The organism is Mycobacterium sp. (assembly GCF_032162105.1).
Lineage (GTDB): Bacteria > Actinomycetota > Actinomycetes > Mycobacteriales > Mycobacteriaceae > Mycobacterium.
In genome coordinates this window covers 17,648-37,813 of record NZ_JAVRPS010000023.1, presented here as the reverse complement: position 1 = coordinate 37,813, position 20,166 = coordinate 17,648, and the positions used below count along the sequence as shown (strand labels likewise).

General features: G+C 67.4%; 15 protein-coding genes. 6 read left to right on the top strand and 9 right to left on the bottom strand.

The annotated features are described in order from the left end of the window. The 4 genes from QOC69_RS01015 to QOC69_RS01000 form a co-directional block, all read right to left on the bottom strand. On the bottom strand, positions 1 to 642 hold a 642-nt coding region (locus QOC69_RS01015), incomplete at its 3' end, for a DUF5931 domain-containing protein (RefSeq protein ID WP_526435470.1). After that, complete coding sequence (locus tag QOC69_RS01010) at positions 642 to 1,394, bottom strand: amino acid ABC transporter ATP-binding protein (protein WP_526435468.1); 753 nt, start codon at positions 1,392 to 1,394, stop codon at positions 642 to 644. The genes QOC69_RS01010 and QOC69_RS01015, both read right to left, overlap by 1 nt. Positions 1,395 to 1,423: 29 nt before the next feature. Continuing rightward, positions 1,424 to 2,356, bottom strand: coding sequence for an amino acid ABC transporter permease (locus QOC69_RS01005; RefSeq protein ID WP_526435466.1), 933 nt, complete (start codon positions 2,354 to 2,356; stop codon positions 1,424 to 1,426). Between the two features lie 15 nt (positions 2,357 to 2,371). After that, the gene (locus QOC69_RS01000; RefSeq protein WP_526435464.1) at positions 2,372 to 3,256 is read right to left on the bottom strand and encodes an ABC transporter substrate-binding protein; all 885 of its coding nucleotides are present in this window, start codon (positions 3,254 to 3,256) and stop codon (positions 2,372 to 2,374) included. 196 nt (positions 3,257 to 3,452) lie between these two features. Between QOC69_RS01000 and QOC69_RS00995 the strand changes: the two genes are divergently transcribed. The 6 genes from QOC69_RS00995 (at position 3,453) to QOC69_RS00970 (ending at position 10,312) form a co-directional block, all read left to right on the top strand. Further along, positions 3,453 to 4,085: an HdeD family acid-resistance protein gene (locus tag QOC69_RS00995; protein WP_526435462.1), complete on the top strand. Its 633-nt coding sequence runs from the start codon at positions 3,453 to 3,455 to the stop codon at positions 4,083 to 4,085. A gap of 89 nt (positions 4,086 to 4,174) precedes the next feature. After that, complete coding sequence (locus tag QOC69_RS00990; protein ID WP_526435460.1) at positions 4,175 to 5,623, top strand: cytochrome ubiquinol oxidase subunit I; 1,449 nt, start codon at positions 4,175 to 4,177, stop codon at positions 5,621 to 5,623. Between the two features lie 28 nt (positions 5,624 to 5,651). After that, positions 5,652 to 6,692, top strand: coding sequence for a cytochrome d ubiquinol oxidase subunit II (gene cydB, locus QOC69_RS00985; RefSeq protein ID WP_526435458.1), 1,041 nt, complete (start codon positions 5,652 to 5,654; stop codon positions 6,690 to 6,692). A 23-nt stretch (positions 6,693 to 6,715) separates the two neighbouring features. After that, entirely contained in the window at positions 6,716 to 8,317 is a 1,602-nt protein-coding gene (cydD, locus tag QOC69_RS00980; protein ID WP_526435476.1) for a thiol reductant ABC exporter subunit CydD, read from the top strand. Beyond that, positions 8,298 to 9,863 (top strand): ATP-binding cassette domain-containing protein, encoded by a 1,566-nt coding sequence (locus tag QOC69_RS00975; RefSeq protein WP_526435456.1) that lies wholly within the window; start codon positions 8,298 to 8,300, stop codon positions 9,861 to 9,863. The genes cydD and QOC69_RS00975 overlap by 20 nt, the downstream gene beginning before the upstream one ends. Further along, positions 9,860 to 10,312, top strand: coding sequence for a DUF4190 domain-containing protein (locus QOC69_RS00970; RefSeq protein WP_526435454.1), 453 nt, complete (start codon positions 9,860 to 9,862; stop codon positions 10,310 to 10,312). The genes QOC69_RS00975 and QOC69_RS00970 overlap by 4 nt, the downstream gene beginning before the upstream one ends. Here QOC69_RS00970 and QOC69_RS00965 read toward each other — a convergent pair. From QOC69_RS00965 to gltB, 5 genes are read right to left on the bottom strand one after another with little or no spacing between them, the layout of a single operon-like run. Further along, positions 10,309 to 11,691 (bottom strand): phosphatidylglycerol lysyltransferase domain-containing protein, encoded by a 1,383-nt coding sequence (locus tag QOC69_RS00965; RefSeq protein ID WP_526435452.1) that lies wholly within the window; start codon positions 11,689 to 11,691, stop codon positions 10,309 to 10,311. The two genes, QOC69_RS00970 and QOC69_RS00965, sit on opposite strands and share 4 nt — an antisense overlap. A 19-nt stretch (positions 11,692 to 11,710) precedes the next feature. Further along, a complete protein-coding gene (locus QOC69_RS00960) occupies positions 11,711 to 12,580 on the bottom strand; it encodes an acyl-CoA thioesterase II (RefSeq protein WP_526435450.1) in 870 nt (289 codons plus the stop codon). 10 nt (positions 12,581 to 12,590) lie between these two features. Next, entirely contained in the window at positions 12,591 to 14,009 is a 1,419-nt protein-coding gene (gene pyk, locus QOC69_RS00955) for a pyruvate kinase (protein WP_526435448.1), read from the bottom strand. Positions 14,010 to 14,048: 39 nt separating this feature from the next. Next, a complete protein-coding gene (gltD, locus tag QOC69_RS00950) occupies positions 14,049 to 15,551 on the bottom strand; it encodes a glutamate synthase small subunit (RefSeq protein ID WP_526435446.1) in 1,503 nt (500 codons plus the stop codon). Next, the gene (gltB, locus tag QOC69_RS00945) at positions 15,544 to 20,112 is read right to left on the bottom strand and encodes a glutamate synthase large subunit (protein WP_526435444.1); all 4,569 of its coding nucleotides are present in this window, start codon (positions 20,110 to 20,112) and stop codon (positions 15,544 to 15,546) included. The genes gltD and gltB overlap by 8 nt, the downstream gene beginning before the upstream one ends. Between the last annotated feature and the right edge of the window lie 54 nt (positions 20,113 to 20,166).

Sequence of the window (20,166 nt, the reverse complement as noted above, 5' to 3'; positions counted from 1 at the left end):
GGCACCGCCGATCTCGCGTCCCCGCCGGGCTACCAGGGCGAGCACCTGGATGGCACCGTCGTGCACTTGGCGAGACAACCTGTCGCGCTCCTCCAGCGACGCTGCAAGCCGCGCCGCCTCCTCTAGTTCGGCATGGGCACGGCGCGCGGTCTGAGCCGCCATCCCGATGGCCAGCCCAACGGCGAGTTCGATGACGATGGTCGCGTTGCGGCCGACGTCGATGCTCACGTACCCCTTCAACGCGGCGCTGGCCGCAACCACCACGAGGGCAGTGGCCATGCCTGCGATCGGCCCGAACAAGATCGCTGCGGAGATGGTCGCATTGGTGGCCCACAGGGTGGTCGGCCAGGACTGGTTGGCCGCCACCCACTGATCGGAGGCCACGAACTCGGTGGACAGCATCAGCACCGCGACCACCGCTACCTCGGCGATCACCCAGGCCGGCCGGCGACCGAAACCCTGCAGGTATGCCGCCGCGCAGGCCACGCTCCAGCCGATCAGCACCGCGAAGAGCGCCCATCCGACCGCAGGCCGTTCCAGGTCGCCGTTGACCGCGATCTGAAATCCCAACGCGTAGATACAACTCAGGAGACGGAACACCTGCGCCGCCCGCCACAGTGGGGCGGCGGGATCGGGGGGCACTACAGCACTTTCGACAAGAACGCCTTCGTCCGTTCGTGTTTCGGGTTGCTCAGCATCTCGCGCGGGGGTCCGCTCTCCATGATGATGCCTTCGTCCATGAACACCAGTTGGTTGGCGACCTCCCGGGCGAACCCCATTTCGTGGGTGACCACCACCATCGTCATGCCTCCTTCGGCAAGTTTCTTCATGACACCCAGCACCTCGCCGACCAGCTCTGGGTCAAGCGCCGACGTCGGCTCGTCGAACAGCATCAGCTTCGGGTTCATCGCCAGCGCCCGCGCGATCGCCACCCGCTGCTGCTGGCCGCCCGACAGCTGCGCCGGATACGCATCGGCCTTTTCCGACAGCCCAACCTGTTTGAGCAGATCTCTGGCCCGCTCCACCGCAACGGCCTTCTTGACGCCCTTGACATGTATCGGCGCCTCGACGATGTTCTCCAGCGCCGTGCGGTGTGGGAACAGGTTGAAATGCTGGAACACCATGCCGATGTCGCGTCGTTGCTTGGCAGCTTCACGGGGCGGCATCTCGTGCAGTTTGTCGCCGCGCTCCCGGTAGCCGATCAATACGCCATCCACATACAACCGTCCCGCGTTCACGGTCTCCAGATGGTTGATGCACCGCAGGAACGTCGACTTGCCGGACCCGGACGGCCCGACCAGGACGAGTACCTGTCCCTTGCCGATCTCCAGCGTGACGCCCTTGAGCACCTTGAGCGCACCGAAGTTCTTGCACACGCTCTCGGCCAAAACCATTGGCGGGTTTATCTTTTCCGGTGCCGCTGTCATACGTGCCCCGCCTCGCCCATCTGCTTCGCCTTCGCGAGCGCCTCGAGTTGCTTGGTGGTCAGCTTGCGCGAGGCCCCGCGGGAGAAGTAGCGCTCCAGGTAATACTGACCGACCATCAGGACGCTTGTGATCGCCAAGTACCAGGTCGCCGCCACCATCAGCAGGGGTACCGGCTGGAATATCACCCCGGCGATATCGCGGGCCGCCACGCCATACAAGTCGAGGCTGTAGGGCACGGCCGTCACCAGCGATGTGGTCTTGAGCATGCTGATGATCTCGTTGCCGGTCGGCGGAATGATGACCCGCATCGCCTGCGGGAGCACCGTACGCCGCATCGCCATGCCCCACGACATGCCCAGCGCTGTCGACGCCTCGGACTGGCCCTCCGGTACCGAACTGATTCCGGCGCGAATGATTTCGGCCATATAGGCGGCCTCATTGAGCGCCAGGCCGATCGTCGCGAGGATGAAGGGGATCGACAGGGCCTGCAGGTTGAGGTGGAAAAAAGTCGGCCCGAACGGCACGCCCAGCTGGATGTTCTGGTAGATGGTCGGGATTAAGCCCCAGAACACCAGCTGCACGTATATCGGGGTGCCTCGAAAGATCCACAGATAGACCCACGACACCGAGCGGAACACCGGGTTGGGCGACAGCCGCATCACCGCCAGGATGATGCCGAGCGCGATTGCGATCACCATCGAATAGATGGTCAACTGCAATGTCTTCCATGCCCCGGCTGAGACCCGCGCGTCGAAGAGATACTTGCGGTAGGTGTCCCAGCCGTATGCCCCGTTGGTGGCCGCACCGTAGAGGAACAGCACCACGAGGATGACGATGACGACCGCCGCCACCCAACGCCAGGGATGTCGCAGCGGAACGGCATCGATAGCGGCTGGGCTGGCAGCCGGCGACGTGTCGACATCAACCATTTCGGCCGCCTGGGACTAGCCGACCGCGCCGTTGACGACCGGCTTGTCGATCAAGCCGTTCTCCACGCCCCAGTTCGTCGCGATTGTCTTGTAGTCGCCCGTCTCGATGAGGTGTTCCAGCGCCTTCTGCAGCGACTGCGCCAGCGGCGAACCCTTCTTCACCGGCCAGCCATAGGGTGCGGCGTCGGCGATCTCACCGGCGGCCTCCAGCTTGCCGGCACTCTGCTTGATCGCGTACGCCGTCACCGGCGAATCCGCTGACATGGCGTCCGCCTGGCCCAGCACCACGGCGTTGGTGGCGGCGTCCTGACCGTCGAACTTCAGGATCTCGATGGCCGGCTTGCCCGCGTCGGTGCACGCCTTGCTCTTGGCAGGCAACTCGTCGACCTCTTCGGTCGTGGTGGCCTGGACGGCAACCTTCTTGCCGCAGGCGTTGTTCGGATCGACAGGGGTGCCCGGGCGCTGGGCCCAGAGAATGCCTGCGGAGAAGTAGGTGACGAAGTCTACCGACGCCTCACGCTCCTTGGTGTCGGTGAACGACGACATCCCGACGTTGTAGGTGCCGCCCTGGATGGACGGAATGATCTTCGCGAAGTCCGACTCCCGGTACTCCGGGGTCAGGCCGAGGGTGGACGCGATCGCGTTCATCAGATCGACGTCGAAGCCGACGATCTTTCCGCTGGGATCTTTGAATTCGTTGGGCGCGTAAGGAACGTTCACCCCGATGATCAGCTTTCCTGAGGACTTGATCTCCTCGGGAACGGTGTTGGCGATTTCGTCGACCTTGCCCGCGGCCGCGGCCTTCGTGCTGGTCGACGGGCCAGAACTGTCCGTGTTGCTCGCACATCCCGACAGGACCAGAGCGCCGGCCGCGGCGACACCCGCCGCGATGCGCCACATCTTCCCACCTGACACGAGTTGCCTCATCTTTCTAAATTGGGCCTCAATTAGTGGCCGGTAACGGAACACTAGCCGGGTGTTGGCGCCGTCGTAGGTGAAACTTAACGCCGGCCATCGATCGGCGCTGTGTAAAGACTCGTCCGAGCGTGGCCGAGAACCTCCCCGCGCAAGGGAAGCGCTATGAAACACTTTCCGCATGACAACTCCTGCTGTACCGAGCCTGTTGCCGCACCTGTGGAAGTCGGCTCTGGTTTCCGGCGTGCTGGCCGTCGCGCTCGGCGTCGCGGTTGTGGCGTGGCCGGGGATCTCGATCGCCGTCGCTGCCATCTTCTTCGGCGCCTACCTGCTGGTAACGGGTATCCAGCAGGTGATCTTCGCCTTCAGCCTGCACGTGTCCGCTGGCGGCCGGGTATTGCTGTTCATCAGCGGCGCGGCTTCGCTGATCCTGGCGGTACTCGCGTTCCGGCATCTCTACGACGCCGTGCTGCTGATGGCCATCTGGATCGCCGTCGGCTTCGTCTTCCGTGGCGTGGCGACAACGGTTTCCGCGATCAGTGACCCGACCCTGCCCGGCCGCGGCTGGAACATCTTCGTCGGCGTCATCAGCCTCATCGCCGGCGTGGTGGTCCTGGCGTCGCCGTTCGAATCGATGGCCACGCTCGCGCTGGTGGTGGGCATCTGGCTGATCGTCATCGGCGTGATGGAGGTCGTGGCGGCGTTCGGCATCCGCAACACCACCAAGAAGGTAGAGGCCAAGCCCACCGCCGACGTCACGCCGGAGGCCACGGAAGCCACCGAAGCCACCGAAGCCACCGAAGCCACCAGCTGAATCCGGGCGTGACCAGGGCCGTGGCCCTTTGCGGCGTTACCTACTACAATCCGTCGTAGACAGGACCCGCGGCTCGGGAGAGGGTGCAGATGGACGCGCTCGACGTGTCACGGTGGCAATTCGGCATCACCACCGTCTACCACTTCATCTTCGTCCCGCTGACCATCGGTCTGGCACCGTTGATCGCCCTGATGCAGACCGTGTGGGTGATCACCGACAACCCCGCGTGGTACCGGCTCACCCGCTTCTTCGGCAAGTTGTTCCTGATCAACTTCGCCCTCGGAGTGGCCACCGGGATCGTGCAGGAGTTCCAGTTCGGCATGAACTGGAGCGAGTACTCGCGCTTCGTCGGCGACGTCTTCGGCGCACCCCTCGCGATGGAGGGTCTCGTCGCGTTCTTCTTCGAGTCGACGTTCCTCGGGCTGTGGATCTTCGGCTGGACGCGTCTGCCCCGCCTGGTGCACCTGGCGTGCATCTGGGTCGTCGCAGTCGCGGTGAACATGTCGGCGTTCTTCATCATCGCCGCGAACTCGTGGATGCAGCACCCGGTCGGCGCCCGATACAACCCGGAAACCGGTCGCGCGGAACTGACCAGCATCGTGGCGTTGTTCACCAACAACACTGCGACGGCGGCTTTCTCGCACGCGGTGGCGGGAGCCTTCCTCACCGCGGGCACGTTCGTTGCAGGAGTCTGCGCCTGGTGGCTGGTGCGGGCCCGCGAGACCGATGAGGCCCGCACGATGTACCGTCCCGCGACCATCCTGGGGTGCTTGGTCGCGTTGGTCGCCGCCGCCGCCCTGGCCCTCACCGGCGATGCCCAGGGCAAGCTGATGTTCCAACAACAGCCGATGAAGATGGCCAGCGCGGAATCGCTCTGCCACACCGAAACCGATCCCGACTTCTCGATCCTCACCATCGGGACCCACAACAACTGCGATAGCGTCACGCACCTCATCGAGGTGCCCTACGTGCTGCCGTTCCTGGCCGAGGGGAAGTTCGACGGGGTCAGGCTCGAAGGTGTCAAGGACCTTCAAGAGGAGTACCAGACGAAGTTCGGGCCCGGTGACTACCGCCCCAACCTGTTCGTCACCTACTGGTCATTCCGCATGATGATCGGATTGCTCGCCGTCCCAGGGTTGTTCGCGCTCGTCGCGCTCTGGCTGACCCGCCGCGGCCGCATCCCCGACCAGCGCTGGTTCGCCTGGTTCGCCCTGCTGACGCTGCCCACGCCGTTCCTGGCCAACAGCGCCGGATGGGTGTTCACCGAGATGGGCAGGCAGCCGTGGGTGGTGGTGCCCAACCCGACCGGTGACCAGATGCTCCGGCTGACCGTCGACCATGGCGTCTCCGGGCATTCGGCCGCCCTGGTGCTGACCTCGCTGATCCTGTTCACCAGCCTCTACGCGGGACTCGCGGTGATCTGGTTCTGGTTGATCCGCCGCTACGTCGTCGAGGGCCCGCTGGAGCACGACTCCGAGCCTGCGCCGCCGAAGCCGCCCGGTGACGACGAGATCGCACCCCTGTCGTTCGCCTACTGAGTCGTTCGCGTACTGAAAGGAGCCCGCCATGGCACTGCACGACTTCTGGTTCACCGCCCTGGCTGCGCTCTTCCTGGGCTTCTTCGTGCTCGAGGGCTTCGACTTCGGCATCGGCATGTTGATGAAGCCCTTCGGCCGCGTCGCCAAGGGTGACCGCGAACAGCACCAGCGCGCCGTACTCAACACGATCGGGCCGGTATGGGACGGCAACGAGGTGTGGCTGATCACCGCGGGCGGTGCGATGTTCGCGGCGTTCCCCGGGATGTACGCCACCCTCTTCTCCGGGCTGTACCTGCCGCTGCTGGCGATCCTGTTGTCGATGATCCTGCGCATCTGCGCGATCGAGTGGCGCGGCAAGATCGACGACCCGCGCTGGCGAGGGTGGGCCGACCTCGGCATCGCCGTCGGCTCCTGGGTGCCCGCCGTGCTCTGGGGTGTGGTCTTCGCCGCGCTGGTGCGCGGCCTTCCCGTCGACGCGGACAAACAGATCCATCTCTCCGTCACCGACGTGCTCAACCCGTACACATTGCTCGGTGGACTGGCCACCGCAGGCCTGTTCGCCTTCCACGGCGCGGTGTTCGCCCGGCTGAAGACCGAAGGCGCCGTGCGCGACGACGCCGCCCGGTTCGCCTCACGGCTGGCGGTTCCGGTGACCGCCGCAGTGGCCGCGTTCGGGCTGTGGACCCAACTGGCCCACGGCAAGAACTGGACGTGGCTGATCCTTGGCGTCGCGGTAGCCGCACAACTGTCGGCCGTCATGCTGGTGTGGAGCCGGGGCGGCGACGGCTGGGCATTCGTGTCCACGACATGGGTGGTGGCCGCCGTGGTGATCCTGCTGTTCGCGGTGCTGTATCCGAACGTGGTGCCGTCGACGCTCAATCCCGACTGGAGCCTCACCGTGCAGAACGCGTCGTCGACGCCCTACACGTTGAAGATCATGAGCTGGGCGGCGCTGATCTTCGCCCCGCTCGTCATCGCATATCAGGCGTGGACGTACTGGGTGTTCCGGCAACGCATCTCGGCCGCACGGATCCCCGCCCCGATCGGCCTGTCACGGCGAGCGACGTGAACCGCCTGCACGCCTCGGCGGCGATGCGGCGACATCTAGCCGCGTCGGTGTGCTGCGGCGTGGCGATCACCGGAAGCGCCATTGCCTGCGCCGTGCTCCTGGCGCACGTCATCTCGGACATCATCACCGACCCCGCGTCACGCCCGGTTTCGCACTGGTCGGGTCCGCTGTGGATCCTGTTGACGCTCTGGCTCGTTCGCGCCGCCGCCCAGTGGCTGCAGACCCGGCTGAGCCAGCGCGGCGCCACGGCCGTGATCGCCGAATTCAACCAGCGCGTGCTAACGACCGTCTGCGCGCTGCCCCCTGGACAACTCTCCTCCCGGCGGGACGAGGCCGCCGTACTGGCCACCCGTGGCCTCGACGGTCTCCGGCCGTACTTCACCCGCTACCTGCCCGCGGTGATCCTGGCCGGACTCCTCACGCCTGCCGCGGTGGTCGTGATGGCCTGCTACGACCTGCGGTCGGCGGTGATCGTGATGATCGCCCTGCCACTGGTCCCGCTCTTCATGGTGCTGATCGGTCTGGTCACCGCCGAACGGTCGGCGGCCTCGCTGGCGGCGATGACCACGCTGCAGTCCCGTCTACTCGACCTCATCGCAGGCATCCCGACCCTGCGGGCGCTCGGTCGAGCGGACGGACCCGCTAACCGGATCACCGAACTCGCTGCGGCGCACCGCCGTTCCACGATGGCCACGCTGCGGATCACCTTCCTCTCGGCCTTGGTGCTGGAACTGCTCGCCACCCTCGGCGTAGCGCTCGTCGCGGTCAGCGTCGGGCTTCGACTGGTGTTCGGCGAGGTGGCGTTGTCCACCGCACTGACGGCGTTGCTGCTGGCACCCGAGGTGTTCTGGCCGCTGCGCCGCGTCGGCACGGAGTTCCACGCCGCGCAGGACGGGAAGACGGCCGCAGAGAAGGCCTTCGGCCTGCTCGACGCCGCCCCCGAGCCGATCGGGGGGACGTTGCCGGTGGCCGCCGCAGGTGCGTCGATCCGACTCGAGGACGTCAGTGTCGAGGGCCGCGACGGTGCAGCGCCGCATCGACTGACGGCCGACGTCGAACCCGGTTCGGTCACGGTGCTCACCGGCCCGAACGGCGCGGGCAAGAGCACCACATTGCACGTGATCCTCGGGTTGACCCGGCCGACGTCAGGGCGGGTTCGGGTCGCCGGAGTCGACGTCGACGAACTGGACTTGCGGGCCTGGTGGTCGCAGGTGGCCTGGCTGACCCAGCGCCCTGCCCTGGTGCCAGGCACCCTTCGCGAGAACCTGGAGCTGTTCGGGGCCATCGACGATATCGACAACGCCTGCCGGACGGCGGGTTTCGATGACGTGCTGGCGACCCTCCCAGACGGATTGGACACCGTGATCGGCCGCGGCGGCGTCGGCCTCTCGCTCGGCGAGCGGCAGCGACTCGGCATCGCGCGCGCCCTCGGGTCCCACGCGCCCGTGCTGCTCCTCGACGAGCCGACGTCGCACCTCGACGCCGAGTTACAAGATCGGGTACTGCGCGCCGTCGTCGAGCGGGCGCGGGCGGGAGCGACCGTGGTGCTCGTCGGGCACCGCGAGCGGGTGACCGCGATCGGTGACCGCGTGGTGCACGTCGGGGGTGACGTCCTCGTTGCGTGAAGCACTCGCCCTCCTCCGCCCGCGCTGGTCCCGTCTGGCACTGGCGGTCACGCTCGGTGTGCTCGCGCTCGGCAGCGCGCTGGCGCTGGCCGGGGTCTCGGCGTGGTTGATCGCGCGGGCGTGGCAGATGCCGCCCGTGCTCGACCTGACCGTCGCGGTGGTCGCCGTTCGCGCGCTCGGCATCTCGCGCGGCGTGCTCGGGTATTGCGAGCGCCTCGGGTCGCACGACACCGCGCTGCGCGCCGCGGGCACCGCACGCACCCGGTTGTATCGCAGACTGGTCGACGCTCCCGCGGAGACGGCGTTGCGTCTGCACAGTGGAGACCTGGTGTCAGGGGTGGGTTCGTCGGTCGACGAACTCGCCGACGTGCTCGTCCGCGCGATCCTGCCGATCGCCGTCGCTGCAGTGTTGTCATCGGTCGCCGTCGCGGTCGTCGCCGTCATCTCCCCCGCCGCAGCGGCCGCCCTCGCCTGCTGCCTCCTGCTCGCGGGCGTGTTCGCGCCGTGGCTGGCCGCACGCGCGGCGACGGCCACTGAAGAGGCTGCCGTCGATCATCATTCGGGTCGGGACGCCGCCGCGATGCTGGCCTTGGAACACGCGCCGGAACTACGCGTCGGCGGTCGCCTCGATGACGTGGTCGCCGAATCCACGCGGCAACAGCACGTCTGGGGTGCCGCCGCCGACCGGGCCACCGCGCCTGCCGCGCTCGCCGCGGCGGTGCCGACCCTCGCGCTCGGCGCAAGCGTTCTCGGGGCGCTGGTTGCGGGAATCTCGTTGGCTCCGTTGGTCGCCCCGACCACCCTGGCCATCCTGATGTTGCTGCCGCTTTCGGCGTTCGAGGCGACCACGGCGCTGCCCGCCGCGGCCACGCAACTGACCCGCGCCCGCATCGCCACCCGACGTCTGATCGCGCTGACTGAACCGGACCCGACCCGACGCGAACGACTGGCGGTGGCGCCCGTCGAGGTCGGACCCGGCGACCGGCTGGCCGTCATCGGCCCCAGCGGCTGTGGAAAGACCACGCTGTTGATGGCCACCGCGGCCGCAACCACTCCCCGAGTCCCTTCGCTCTCCCCCGCAAGCGGGGGCACCCCCAGCGCCGAACGGGAAGCCGGCTTCTTCGCCGAGGACGCGCACCTGTTCGACACCACGGTGCGCGACAACCTTCTGGTCGCCCGCGGCGACGCCACCGACGCCGAACTGAGCTCGGCACTGGCGCGGGTTGGTCTCCAGCGGTGGCTGGGCGGTCTGCCCCAGGGACTGTCCACCGTCCTGGCCGGCGGTGCTGCCGCGGTGTCGGCAGGGCAGCGCCGGCGGCTGCTCCTGGCGCGCGCACTGGTCTCGTCCTTCCCGATCGTGCTGCTCGACGAGCCGACCGAACACCTCGACGCCGCCGACGGCGGGCGCATCCTCACCGACTTGCTCACCCAGGACGGGCTGTTCCCGGCGGACCGCGCCGTCGTCGTGGCGACCCACCACCTCCCCGACGACATTTCCTGCCCGGTTCTTTCGTTGGGCCCGGTCGAGTACCCTCACCAGTCATGAGCGGGTATCCCGGCGGATATCCTCCGCCGCAGCAGCCCTACTACGGCGGCTATCAACCGCCTCCGACAGGGCCGAGGAACGGCCTCGGCATCGCGGCACTCGTCGTCGCCATCCTCGGTCTGGTGTTCTGCTGGACGGTGATCGGTGGTGTCGTGCTCGGCGTCGTCGCGGTGATCATCGGGATCATCGGCCGCGGCAGGGCGAAGCGCGGCCAGGCCACCAACGGGGGCGTCGCGATCGCCGGAGTCCTGCTTGGTGTGCTCGCCGTCATCGTGTCGCTCGTCTTCATCCCAATCTGGGTGGGTGTGTTCTCCGAAGTCGGCGGTACCGACTACCTCGACTGCGTGGCCCGTGCCGGCTCGGACCCGAAAGCCGTCGAGGGGTGCGTGAACCAGCTCCAGGAGCGCGTGGAGACCCAGTTCAGCATCACCCCTACGCCGACTCCCTAACCGGTCAGGTGCCGTCGGCGCGGTATGAACTCCAGCGACAGCAGCACCACCAGCAGCGGCACCACCTGGGTCAGCGGCAGCAACACGTACCGCCGGTCACCCAACGCGTGGAACTTGCGCAGGTACCGGTACAGCGACTCCAGCGCGATGAGCGCATCACCCAGGTGGATCGCGGTGTAGAACAGACTCTGAATCGAGCCGCGGTTCTCGTCGTCGAAGATCTCCGGGAACGCGGCGAAAGCCAGCGAAAGACGCACGGCACCTTGCTGTTTGGCAGCAGCGATCATGTCGACCGTCAACCGCTCGTCGATGCCGTTGGGGGCGCCCCTGCGGCGCCAGGGCACGTCCAGAGTGACATCGCTTCCGTGGCCGGCCGTCGCGTACCGATGAAATCCCTGCACCCGACCGTGCTCGTCGCGGGCGATGATCAACTGGATTCCGGGATGGCGGCCCTCCAGCGCGCCGTCGAGGATCATCGAGAAGCCGCGTTCCGTACGTGAACCACTGGGTGATGCCAGTAGTACCTCGGTCAGTTCGACGAGCAGGTCGTGATCGAGGCCCTGCTCGGCGACGATCTCGGTGGTGACGCCGGAATTCCTGGTGCGCTGCACCGCCTGGCGCAGGTTGCGGAACCTGCGTCCGGCCATGTCGAAGCCGGCCACGTCGATCACCACGTCACGTCCGATCGGCACCGGTCGCAGTACCTGCCCGAGCACCGCGACGTCCGACCACAGCCCCAGCCGACGCTGGCTGCAGCCGAGCACCACGATGCGCCACCCCCATGCGTGACACATCCTGACGAAATCGCGAACCAGATCGGGGAATTGGGCTTCGTCGCCGATCGGGTCGCCACTGACCACCGCGTAGCCGCACCGGGTGCGGTATGCGATCGCCGCGGTGCCGTCGGAGTTGAAGTGATGACACTTCGTCGCCTGCATGGCGAACGGCGCGACGGGGTCATCCGTCGTCGCGGAGACCAGGGCCCAAACCTTGGTCCGGTCAGCGGGATTGGGCCGGGCGGCGGCCGGCCACATCAGTGCCACACCCGCGGCGACCACGAATGCGTTGCCCATCGCCTCGACGAACACCACCCGCGCCGCGAAGCCGGCGACCAGCAGAGCCAGCGCCAACCAGGCGTGTGCCGCCGTCACCGGCCTGCCCAGGAAGATGCCGCGCGCGATGAAGGCCACCGCGACGAAGATCGTCAGCACCCACGCCGGCTCCCGATGGTCGTGGAACAACATCAGGATCAGCGAACCGAACCCGCTCAGTAGCGCGAGCGAGCTGATCCAGCGGGCCGCAGGAGAGTGCACGTGCACCACGACCCGCTCGCGGGCCGGCAACCTGACGCTAGCCACGTGTACGGGTGACTCGTCCACCCAGCTAACGATACGCCCGCTAGGACCGAGATCCTGGGAAGTGCTTGACGATTCCCTCCTGCACCACCGTCGCCAGCACGCGCCCGGATTCATCGAAGAAGTGCCCGGTGCCCAGGCCCCGCGAGTCGGCCGCCACCGGCGACGACGTCGCGTAGAGCACCCATTCGTCGAATCGGATCGGCCGGTGGAACCACACCGAGTGGTTCATCGTGACCGCGAAGATGCGGTCGAAACCCCACGACAGGCCGTGCGTGGTGATGATCGAGTCGAGCACCGTGGTGTCCGACGAGTACACCAACGCGGCGGTGTGCATCAGCGGGTCGTCGGGCATCGGGCCGTCGGTCTTCAGCCACACCCGGTTGTGGGGCAGCCGCTCCCCCTTGTCGCGCATGACCCAGGCCGGGTCGTTGGTGTAGCGCCATTGGATCGGCCGCAGTGCGCTGACGAAGTGTGGCACCGTCTGCTCGTAGCCGCGCAGCAGGTCATCGATCGTCGGAAGGTCGTGCGGGGCAGGGACATTCGGTGCGTCGATGTCATGCTCGAGGCCCCGTCCACCCGACAGGTGCGACACCAACGCCGAACCCAACAGCACGCCGTCCTGCATCACGTCGACCCGCCGGTTGGCGAACCGGCGTTCGTCGCGCAGTCGCACGACATGGAACTCCAGATCCTTCGCCGGATCACCGCCCGCGATGAAGTGCATCGACAGCGCGCTGGGCGGCAGCTCGTGTCGCAGTGTCCTGCTCGCCGCGACGAACGCCTGCGCCATCATCTGGCCGCCGAACGTCCGGATCGGGTTCTTGCTCGGATGCCCGCCGGTGAACGTGTCGTCGTCGACGCGCTGGAGGTCGAGCACCGCCAGCAGCTCAGCGAGGTCGCCGGCAGACACTCAAGACCTCCTAGTGGTCGTCCTCCCCGATCCGGTGCACGTGGATCAGGTTGGTCGAGCCTACTGTGCCCGGAGGGGCACCAGCGACGATGATCACCAGGTCCCCGCGCTTGTACCGCTCCAGCTCCAACAACGACTTGTCGACCTGGCGGATCATGCCGTCGGTGGTCTCCATGTGCGGCACGATGAACGTCTCTGTGCCCCAGGTCAGCGCGAGCTGGCTGCGGACCTCGGGCAACGGGGTGAATGCCAGCAGCGGCAGCGGGGTGTGCAGCCGGGCCAGCCGCCGCAGGGTGTCACCGGACTGGGTGAACGCCACCAGCGCCTTGGCGTCCAGGCGTTCGCCGATGTCGCGGGCGGCGTAGGAGATGACGCCCCGCTTGGTGCGCGGCACGTGGGTCAGCGGCGGCGCGGCGGTGGAGTTCTGCTCGACGGCGGTGACGATGCGGGCCATCGTCCTGACCGCCTCCAGCGGGTACTTGCCCACCGACGTCTCGCCCGACAGCATCACCGCGTCGGCACCGTCCAGCACGGCGTTGGCGACGTCGGACGCCTCGGCCCGGGTGGGCCGCGAGTTCTCGATCATCGACTCAAGCATCTGGGTGGCCACGATGACGGGTTTGGCGTTCTCCCTGGCCATTTGGATGACCCGCTTCTGAACCAGCGGCACCTCCTCGAGTGGCAGCTCGACGCCAAGGTCACCGCGGGCGACCATGATGGCGTCGAACGCCAGCACGATGGCCTCCAGGTTGTCGATCGCCTCGGGCTTCTCCAGCTTGGCGATCACCGGTACGCGCCTGCCGACCCTGTCCATCACCTCGTGGACCAACTCCATGTCGGACGGCGACCGCACGAACGACAGGGCGACCAGGTCCACGCCGAGGCGCAACGCGAACTCCAGGTCCTCGATGTCCTTCTCCGAAAGAGCGGGAGCCGACACGTTCATGCCGGGCAGCGACATGCCCTTGTTGTTGCTGACCTTGCCGCCCTCGGTGACCGAGCAAACCACGTCGTTGCCGTCGATGTGCTCGACCACCAGCCCGATGTTGCCGTCGTCGACGAGGACCCGGTCGCCTGGCTTGGCGTCCTGGGCCAACCGCTTGTACGTGGTCGACACGCGATCGTGCGTGCCCTCGACGTCCTCGACGGTGATCCGCACCGTCTCGCCTGCCGCCCAGACCGTCTGGCCGTCGGCGAAGCGGCCCAGCCGGATCTTGGGCCCCTGAAGGTCGGCCATGATGCCGACGGCGCGGCCAGTGGTGTCCGATGCCCCGCGCACCAGCTTGTAGTTGGATTCGTGGTCGGCGTAGTCGCCATGGCTGAAGTTGAGTCTCGCGACGTCCATTCCCGCCTCGACCAGCGCGTTCACCATCTCACCGGTGGAGGTCGCTGGGCCAAGCGTACAGACGATCTTTCCGCGTCTAGTCACGGAAACTCAGCATAGTCGTTAATCGATTCAGACGACGATTCAGACGACGGCCAACGGGAGGGCGCTCGGCTTCACGGGCTCGGGCAGATCCGAGTCGCCCATCAGATAGGCGTCCACCGCGTGGGCTGCGCTGCGACCCTCCGCGATGGCCCACACGATCAACGAAGCGCCCCGATGCGCGTCACCGCACACGAACACCCCGGGAGCGTCGGTCTGCCAGTCGGAACCGCACCCCAACGCCCCCCGCCCGTTGAGCGTCAGCCCGAGGCCGTCGAGCAGCGCCATGTGCTCGACACCCTCGAAACCGATCGCGAGAAGTGCCAACTCGCAGGGGATCTCGATCGTTTCGCCGACCGGCGTGATTTGCCGACGCCCCTGCCCATCGCGCTCCACCCTGACCTCGGCGATCTCCATCGCCAGCAGGTTTCCCTTCTCGTCGCCCCGGAACCGCTGCACCGCAACCTCGTAGCGGCGTGCGCCGCCCTCGGCGTGGGCGGGCGAGGTCCGCAGCACCATCGGCCACGTCGGCCACGGTGACCGCGAATCGTCGCGCTGCCCGGGAGGCTCCGCGTTGTAGTCGAGCTGGGTGACCGACTTCGCACCCTGCCGGTGCGCGGTGCCGAGGCAATCGGCGCCGGTGTCCCCACCACCGATGATCACCACGTGCTTGCCCTTGGCGGAGATCGAGGAGGCGCCGTCACCCTCGCACTCCTTGTTCGCGGGCACCAGGTGCTCCATCGCCAGGTGCACGCCGGCCAGGTCACGGCCTTCGACGTCGTTGTCGCGGGCACGCAGCGCTCCGACGGCCAGTACCACCGCGTCGTGCTGGTCCCGCAGCGCCTCGACGCTCAAGTCAACGCCGACCTCGCAGTCGGTCACGAAACGCGTTCCCTCGGCGCGCATCTGGGCCAGGCGCTGATTCAGCGTGGACTTCTCGAGCTTGTATTCGGGGATGCCGTAGCGCATCAGGCCGCCGAGGCGATCGTCCCGCTCGTAGACCGTGACGTCGTGGCCGGCGCGGGTGAGCTGTTGAGCGGCAGCCAGTCCCGCAGGCCCGGAGCCCACCACGGCCACCTTCTTGCCGGTGGAGATGGCGGCGGGCTGGGGCTCGATGATGCCGTACATCCACGCATGGTCGACGATCGTCTGCTCGATCCGCTTGATCGTGACGGCACCGCCGGTCTCCTCGTCGGCGATGGACAGCACGCACGCCGCCTCACACGGCGCAGGACAGAGCCGGCCGGTGAATTCCGGGAAGTTGTTGGTGGCGTGCAGTCGGTCGCTCGCCGCGTCCCACCGCCCGCGCCGGACCAGATCGTTCCACTCGGGGATGAGGTTGCCCAGCGGACAACCTGCGGTCCCCGAGTGGCAGAACGGGATTCCGCAGTCCATGCAGCGACGCGCCTGTTGTGAGACCTCGCCCGCGCGTTCGTGCGGATCCTGCCGTTCGTAGACCTCGCGCCAATCGCCCACCCTTTCGTCGACCGGACGCTTGGCCGCCTCGATCTTGGCGACCTTCAGGAAACCGGTCGGGTCAGCCACGGCTCGCCTCCATGATCGCGGTGTCCACGTCGCGCCCCTCGGCCTTCGCCATCCGGGTGGCCTGCAGGACACGCTGGTAGTCGGTGGGCATGATCTTGGTGAATTGCCCACTGCGCCTGGGCCAGTCGGACAACAACGACTTGGCCAACGTGCTGCCGGTGAGGTTGGAGTGCCGGGTGACGACCTCGTGCAGCCACACCAGATCCTCCGGTTCGAGCACCTGCAGTTCGACCATCTCGACGTTGACCATGGCCGGGTCGAGGCCGAGCACGAACGCGATGCCACCCGACATGCCCGCCGCCATGTTGCGGCCGGTCTTACCGAGCACCACGACGCGCCCGCCGGTCATGTACTCACAGGCGTGGTCGCCGACGCCCTCGACGACGGCCAGCGCGCCGGAGTTGCGGGCACAGAACCGTTCGCCCACTCGCCCGCGCAGGAACACCTCGCCTGCGGTGGCCCCGAACACCAGGGTGTTGCCCGCGATCACGTTGTCCTCGGGCAGGAACAGCACGTCGTCCTCGGGCCTGACGATCACCCGCCCTCCCGAAAGTCCCTTGCCGACATAGTCGTTGGCGTCACCGATCAGTTCCAGCGTGATGCCCGGCGGCAGAAACGCGCCGATCGACTGACCTGCAGATCCCGTCAGCGTGACGTGGATGGTGTCGTCGAGCAGTCCCTGGCCCCCGTATCTGCGGGTGACCTCGGAGCCGAGCAACGTTCCGACGGTGCGGTTGACGTTGCGCACCGGCAGCTCCAGTCGCACCGGGCGAGCATCCTCGAGCGCTCCCTCGGCCAGCGCGATGATGGTCTGGTCGAGCGCATGCTCCAGGGCGTGGTCCTGGTCGCGCAGCCGACGCCGCTGGGTCAGCTGCGCGCCGTGCGCGTCGGTGGGAATCGCGAAGATGGGGGTGAGGTCCAGCCCGCGGCTCTTCCAATGGGCGATGCCCGGCGCCGTGTCGAGCACGTCGACGTGGCCGACCGCCTCGTCGATGCTGCGGAAGCCCAACTCCGCCAGGAACTTCCGTACGTCTTCGGCAATGAACCGGAAGAAGTTCTCCACGAACTCGGGCTTGCCGTTGAATCGAGCACGCAGTTCGGGGTTCTGAGTCGCCACACCGACGGGGCAGGTGTCGAGGTGACACACCCGCATCATGATGCAGCCCGCCACCACCAACGGAGCCGTCGCGAAACCGTACTCCTCGGCGCCGAGCAACGCCGCGACGATGACGTCGCGCGCCGTGCGCATGCCGCCGTCGCACTGCACGGTGATTCGATCGCGAAGACCGTTGAGCACCAACGTCTGCTGGGTGTCGGCGAGACCGATCTCCCACGGTGCACCGGCGTGCTTCAACGACGTCAGCGGCGCCGCTCCCGTGCCACCGTCATAGCCCGAGATCAGCACCACGTCGGCGTGCGCCTTGGACACGCCCGCCGCGACGGTCCCGACCCCGACGGAGCTGACCAGCTTGACGTGGATGCGCGCCTGCGAGTTGGCGTTCTTGAGGTCGTGGATCAGCTGCGCCAAGTCCTCGATGGAGTAGATGTCGTGGTGCGGCGGGGGCGAGATCAACCCGACACCGGGGGTGGAGTGCCGTGTCTTGGCGATGTTCGGATACACCTTGTAGCCCGGCAGTTGGCCCCCCTCGCCCGGCTTGGCGCCCTGGGCCATCTTGATCTGGATGTCGGTGGCGTTGACCAGGTAGTCGCTGGTGACTCCGAACCGTCCCGACGCCACCTGCTTGACCGCGCTACGCCGGCGCGGGTCGTAGAGCCGGTCAACATCCTCACCGCCCTCGCCGCTATTCGAGCGGCCGCCGAGCTTGTTCATGGCGATCGCCATGGTCTCGTGCGCCTCGGCGGAGATGGAGCCGTAGCTCATCGCGCCGGTGTTGAACCGGGTGAGGATGGCCTCGACCGTTTCCACCTCCTCCAGCGGCACGGGCGGGCGCACACCGGTCTTCAGTTCGAACAGCCCGCGCAAGGCCCCGCCGTCGCGGCTCAGCCGGTTCACCTCGTCGGAATACTGCTGAAAGACATCGTGACGGCCGGTACGCGTCGAATGCTGTAGCAGGAAGACCACTTCCGGGGTGAACAGGTGAAGTTCGCCTTCCCGCCGGAAGGCGTACTCGCCACCCACCTCGAGCCGGCGGTGTACGCGCTCGGTCGGGTTCTCCGGGTAGGCCCTGCGGTGCCGCAGCTTGACCTCCTCGGCGAGCACGTCGAGGCCGACGCCCCCGATTTGGCTTGGCGTGCCTGCGAAGTACTCGTCGACCACCTCGCGGTCGATCCCGATGGCCTCGAAAGCCTGGGCGCCGGTGTAGGACGCGACGGTCGAGATGCCCATCTTGCTCATCACCTTCATCACGCCCTTGCCGAGCGCCTTGAGGTAGTTGCGCACGGCCGTAGAGGGCTCGATGCCGGTCAGCTCGCCCTCGCGGACCAGGTCCTCGATGGACTCGAACGCCAGATAGGGGTTCACGGCGGCGGCGCCGAAGCCAATCAGCATCGCGATGTGGTGCACCTCGCGCGCGTCACCGCTCTCCACCACCAGCGCGACGGTGGTGCGCTCCTTCGTGCGGACCAGATGGTGGTGCACCGCGGAGACCGCCAGCAGCGACGGAATCGGCGCCTTGGTGTGGTCGGAATCACGGTCGGAGATGACCAGCGTCCGTGCGCCCTTCGCGATCGCCTCGCAGGCCCGGCTGCGCAGGTCGTCGAGCGCGTCGGCCAGTCCCTCGCCGCCGCGTTCGACGTCGTAGAGCGCCCGCAGCACCGTCGTCTTGAGCCCGGGTTGCTCGCCGTCGTCGTTGATGTGGACGATCTTGTTCAGCTCGTCGTTGTCGAGCACCGGCCAGGCCAGCACGATCTGGCGGCAGGACGCGGCGGACGGTTCGAGCAGGTTGTGCTCCGGCCCCATCACCCGGGCCATGGACGTCACGACCGCTTCGCGGATGGCGTCCAGGGGTGGGTTGGTGACCTGCGCGAAGAGCTCGACGAAGTAGTCGTAGAGCAGTCGCGACCGTTGCGAGAGCACCGCCGTCGGGGTGTCGGTTCCCATGGAGCCCAACGGCTCCGCGCCCGAGGCGGCCATGGGGGTGAGCAGGATGCGGAGCTCTTCCTCGGTGTAGCCGAAGGAGATCTGCCTGCGCACCACCGATTCGTGGTTCGGCTGCACCCGCACTCGGTCGGGCAGTGTCTTGAGATCCAGTAGGCCCGAATGCAACCATTCGTCGTAGGGCTCGGCCTGCGCCAGCTGGTCCTTGATCTCGTCGTCGGGCACGATCCGGCCCGCGACGGTGTCGATGAGGAACATCCTCCCCGGCTCCAGCCGGCCCTTCGCCACGATCTCGGCCGATGGCACGTCCAGCACGCCGCTCTCGCTGGCGAGGATGATCCGGTCGTCGATGGTGCGCCACCAGCGGCCTGGCCGTAATCCGTTGCGGTCCAAGACGGCTCCGACGACGGTGCCGTCGGTGAAGGTGACGCACGCCGGGCCGTCCCACGGCTCCATCAGCGAGGCGTGAAACTGCCAGAAGGCGCGGCGCGCCGGATCCATCGTGGCGTTGTTCTCCCACGCCTCGGGGATCATCATCAGCACCGCGTGCGGCAGGCTCCTACCGCCGAGGTGCAACAGTTCGAGCACCTGGTCGAACGACGTGGAGTCCGACGACCCCGGCGTACAGACCGGTGACAACCGGCTCAGGTCACCCGGGATGCGAGCGCTGGCCAGCATCGCCTCGCGCGCGTGCATCCGGTTGCGGTTGCCGCGCACGGTGTTGATCTCGCCGTTGTGCGCGACGAAGCGAAACGGGTGGGCCAGCGGCCACGACGGAAACGTGTTGGTCGAGAAGCGGCTGTGCACGATCGCGATGGCGCTCTTGCACCGTTCGTCCCGAAGATCCGGGAAGAACCGCGGCAGTTGCATCGTCGTGAGCATGCCTTTGTAGGCGATGGTCCGGCTGGACAGCGACGGGAAGTACACCTGCAATTCCCCCAGGCCCGCCTCCGCGCGCTTGCGCAGCGGGTACACCCGGCGGTCGAGGTCGACGCCGGCGTGCCGGTGGCCGTTGCATTTCGGTGCCGCGACGAACAATTGGGTCATGTGCGGCATGCAACCGAGCGCCGTCATCCCGATCTCCGCCCCGTCGGGGTCGACGGGAACCTCGCGCCAGCCAAGCACTTCCAGGCCCTCTTCGGCGGCGATCGTCTCGACCTCCGCACGGGCCGCGGCGCGGCTGGCGGGATCGCTTGGCAGGAAGCAGATTCCGGCCGCAAAGGTGTTCTCGCCGTCGGGCGTCGGTTGCGGCAGGTCGAAGTCGACGACCTCGCGCAGCAGTTCGACGGGAAGCTGCAGCAGAATGCCCGCGCCGTCACCGCTATTGGGTTCGGCGCCCGCTGCGCCGCGATGTTCGAGGTGCTCCAGCGCCGTCAGTCCGTCGGCAACGATGGCGTGCGAACGGCGGCCCTGGATATCGGTGATCATGGCGACGCCGCACGAGTCAGACTCGCGCTCGGGGTCGTAGAGACCCTGCGCATCAGGCAATGCCGAGAACAGCATTGGGTGTACCTCCGCAGTCCGGAAACGATCTTCCCGGGACTGCACCGGCCCGAA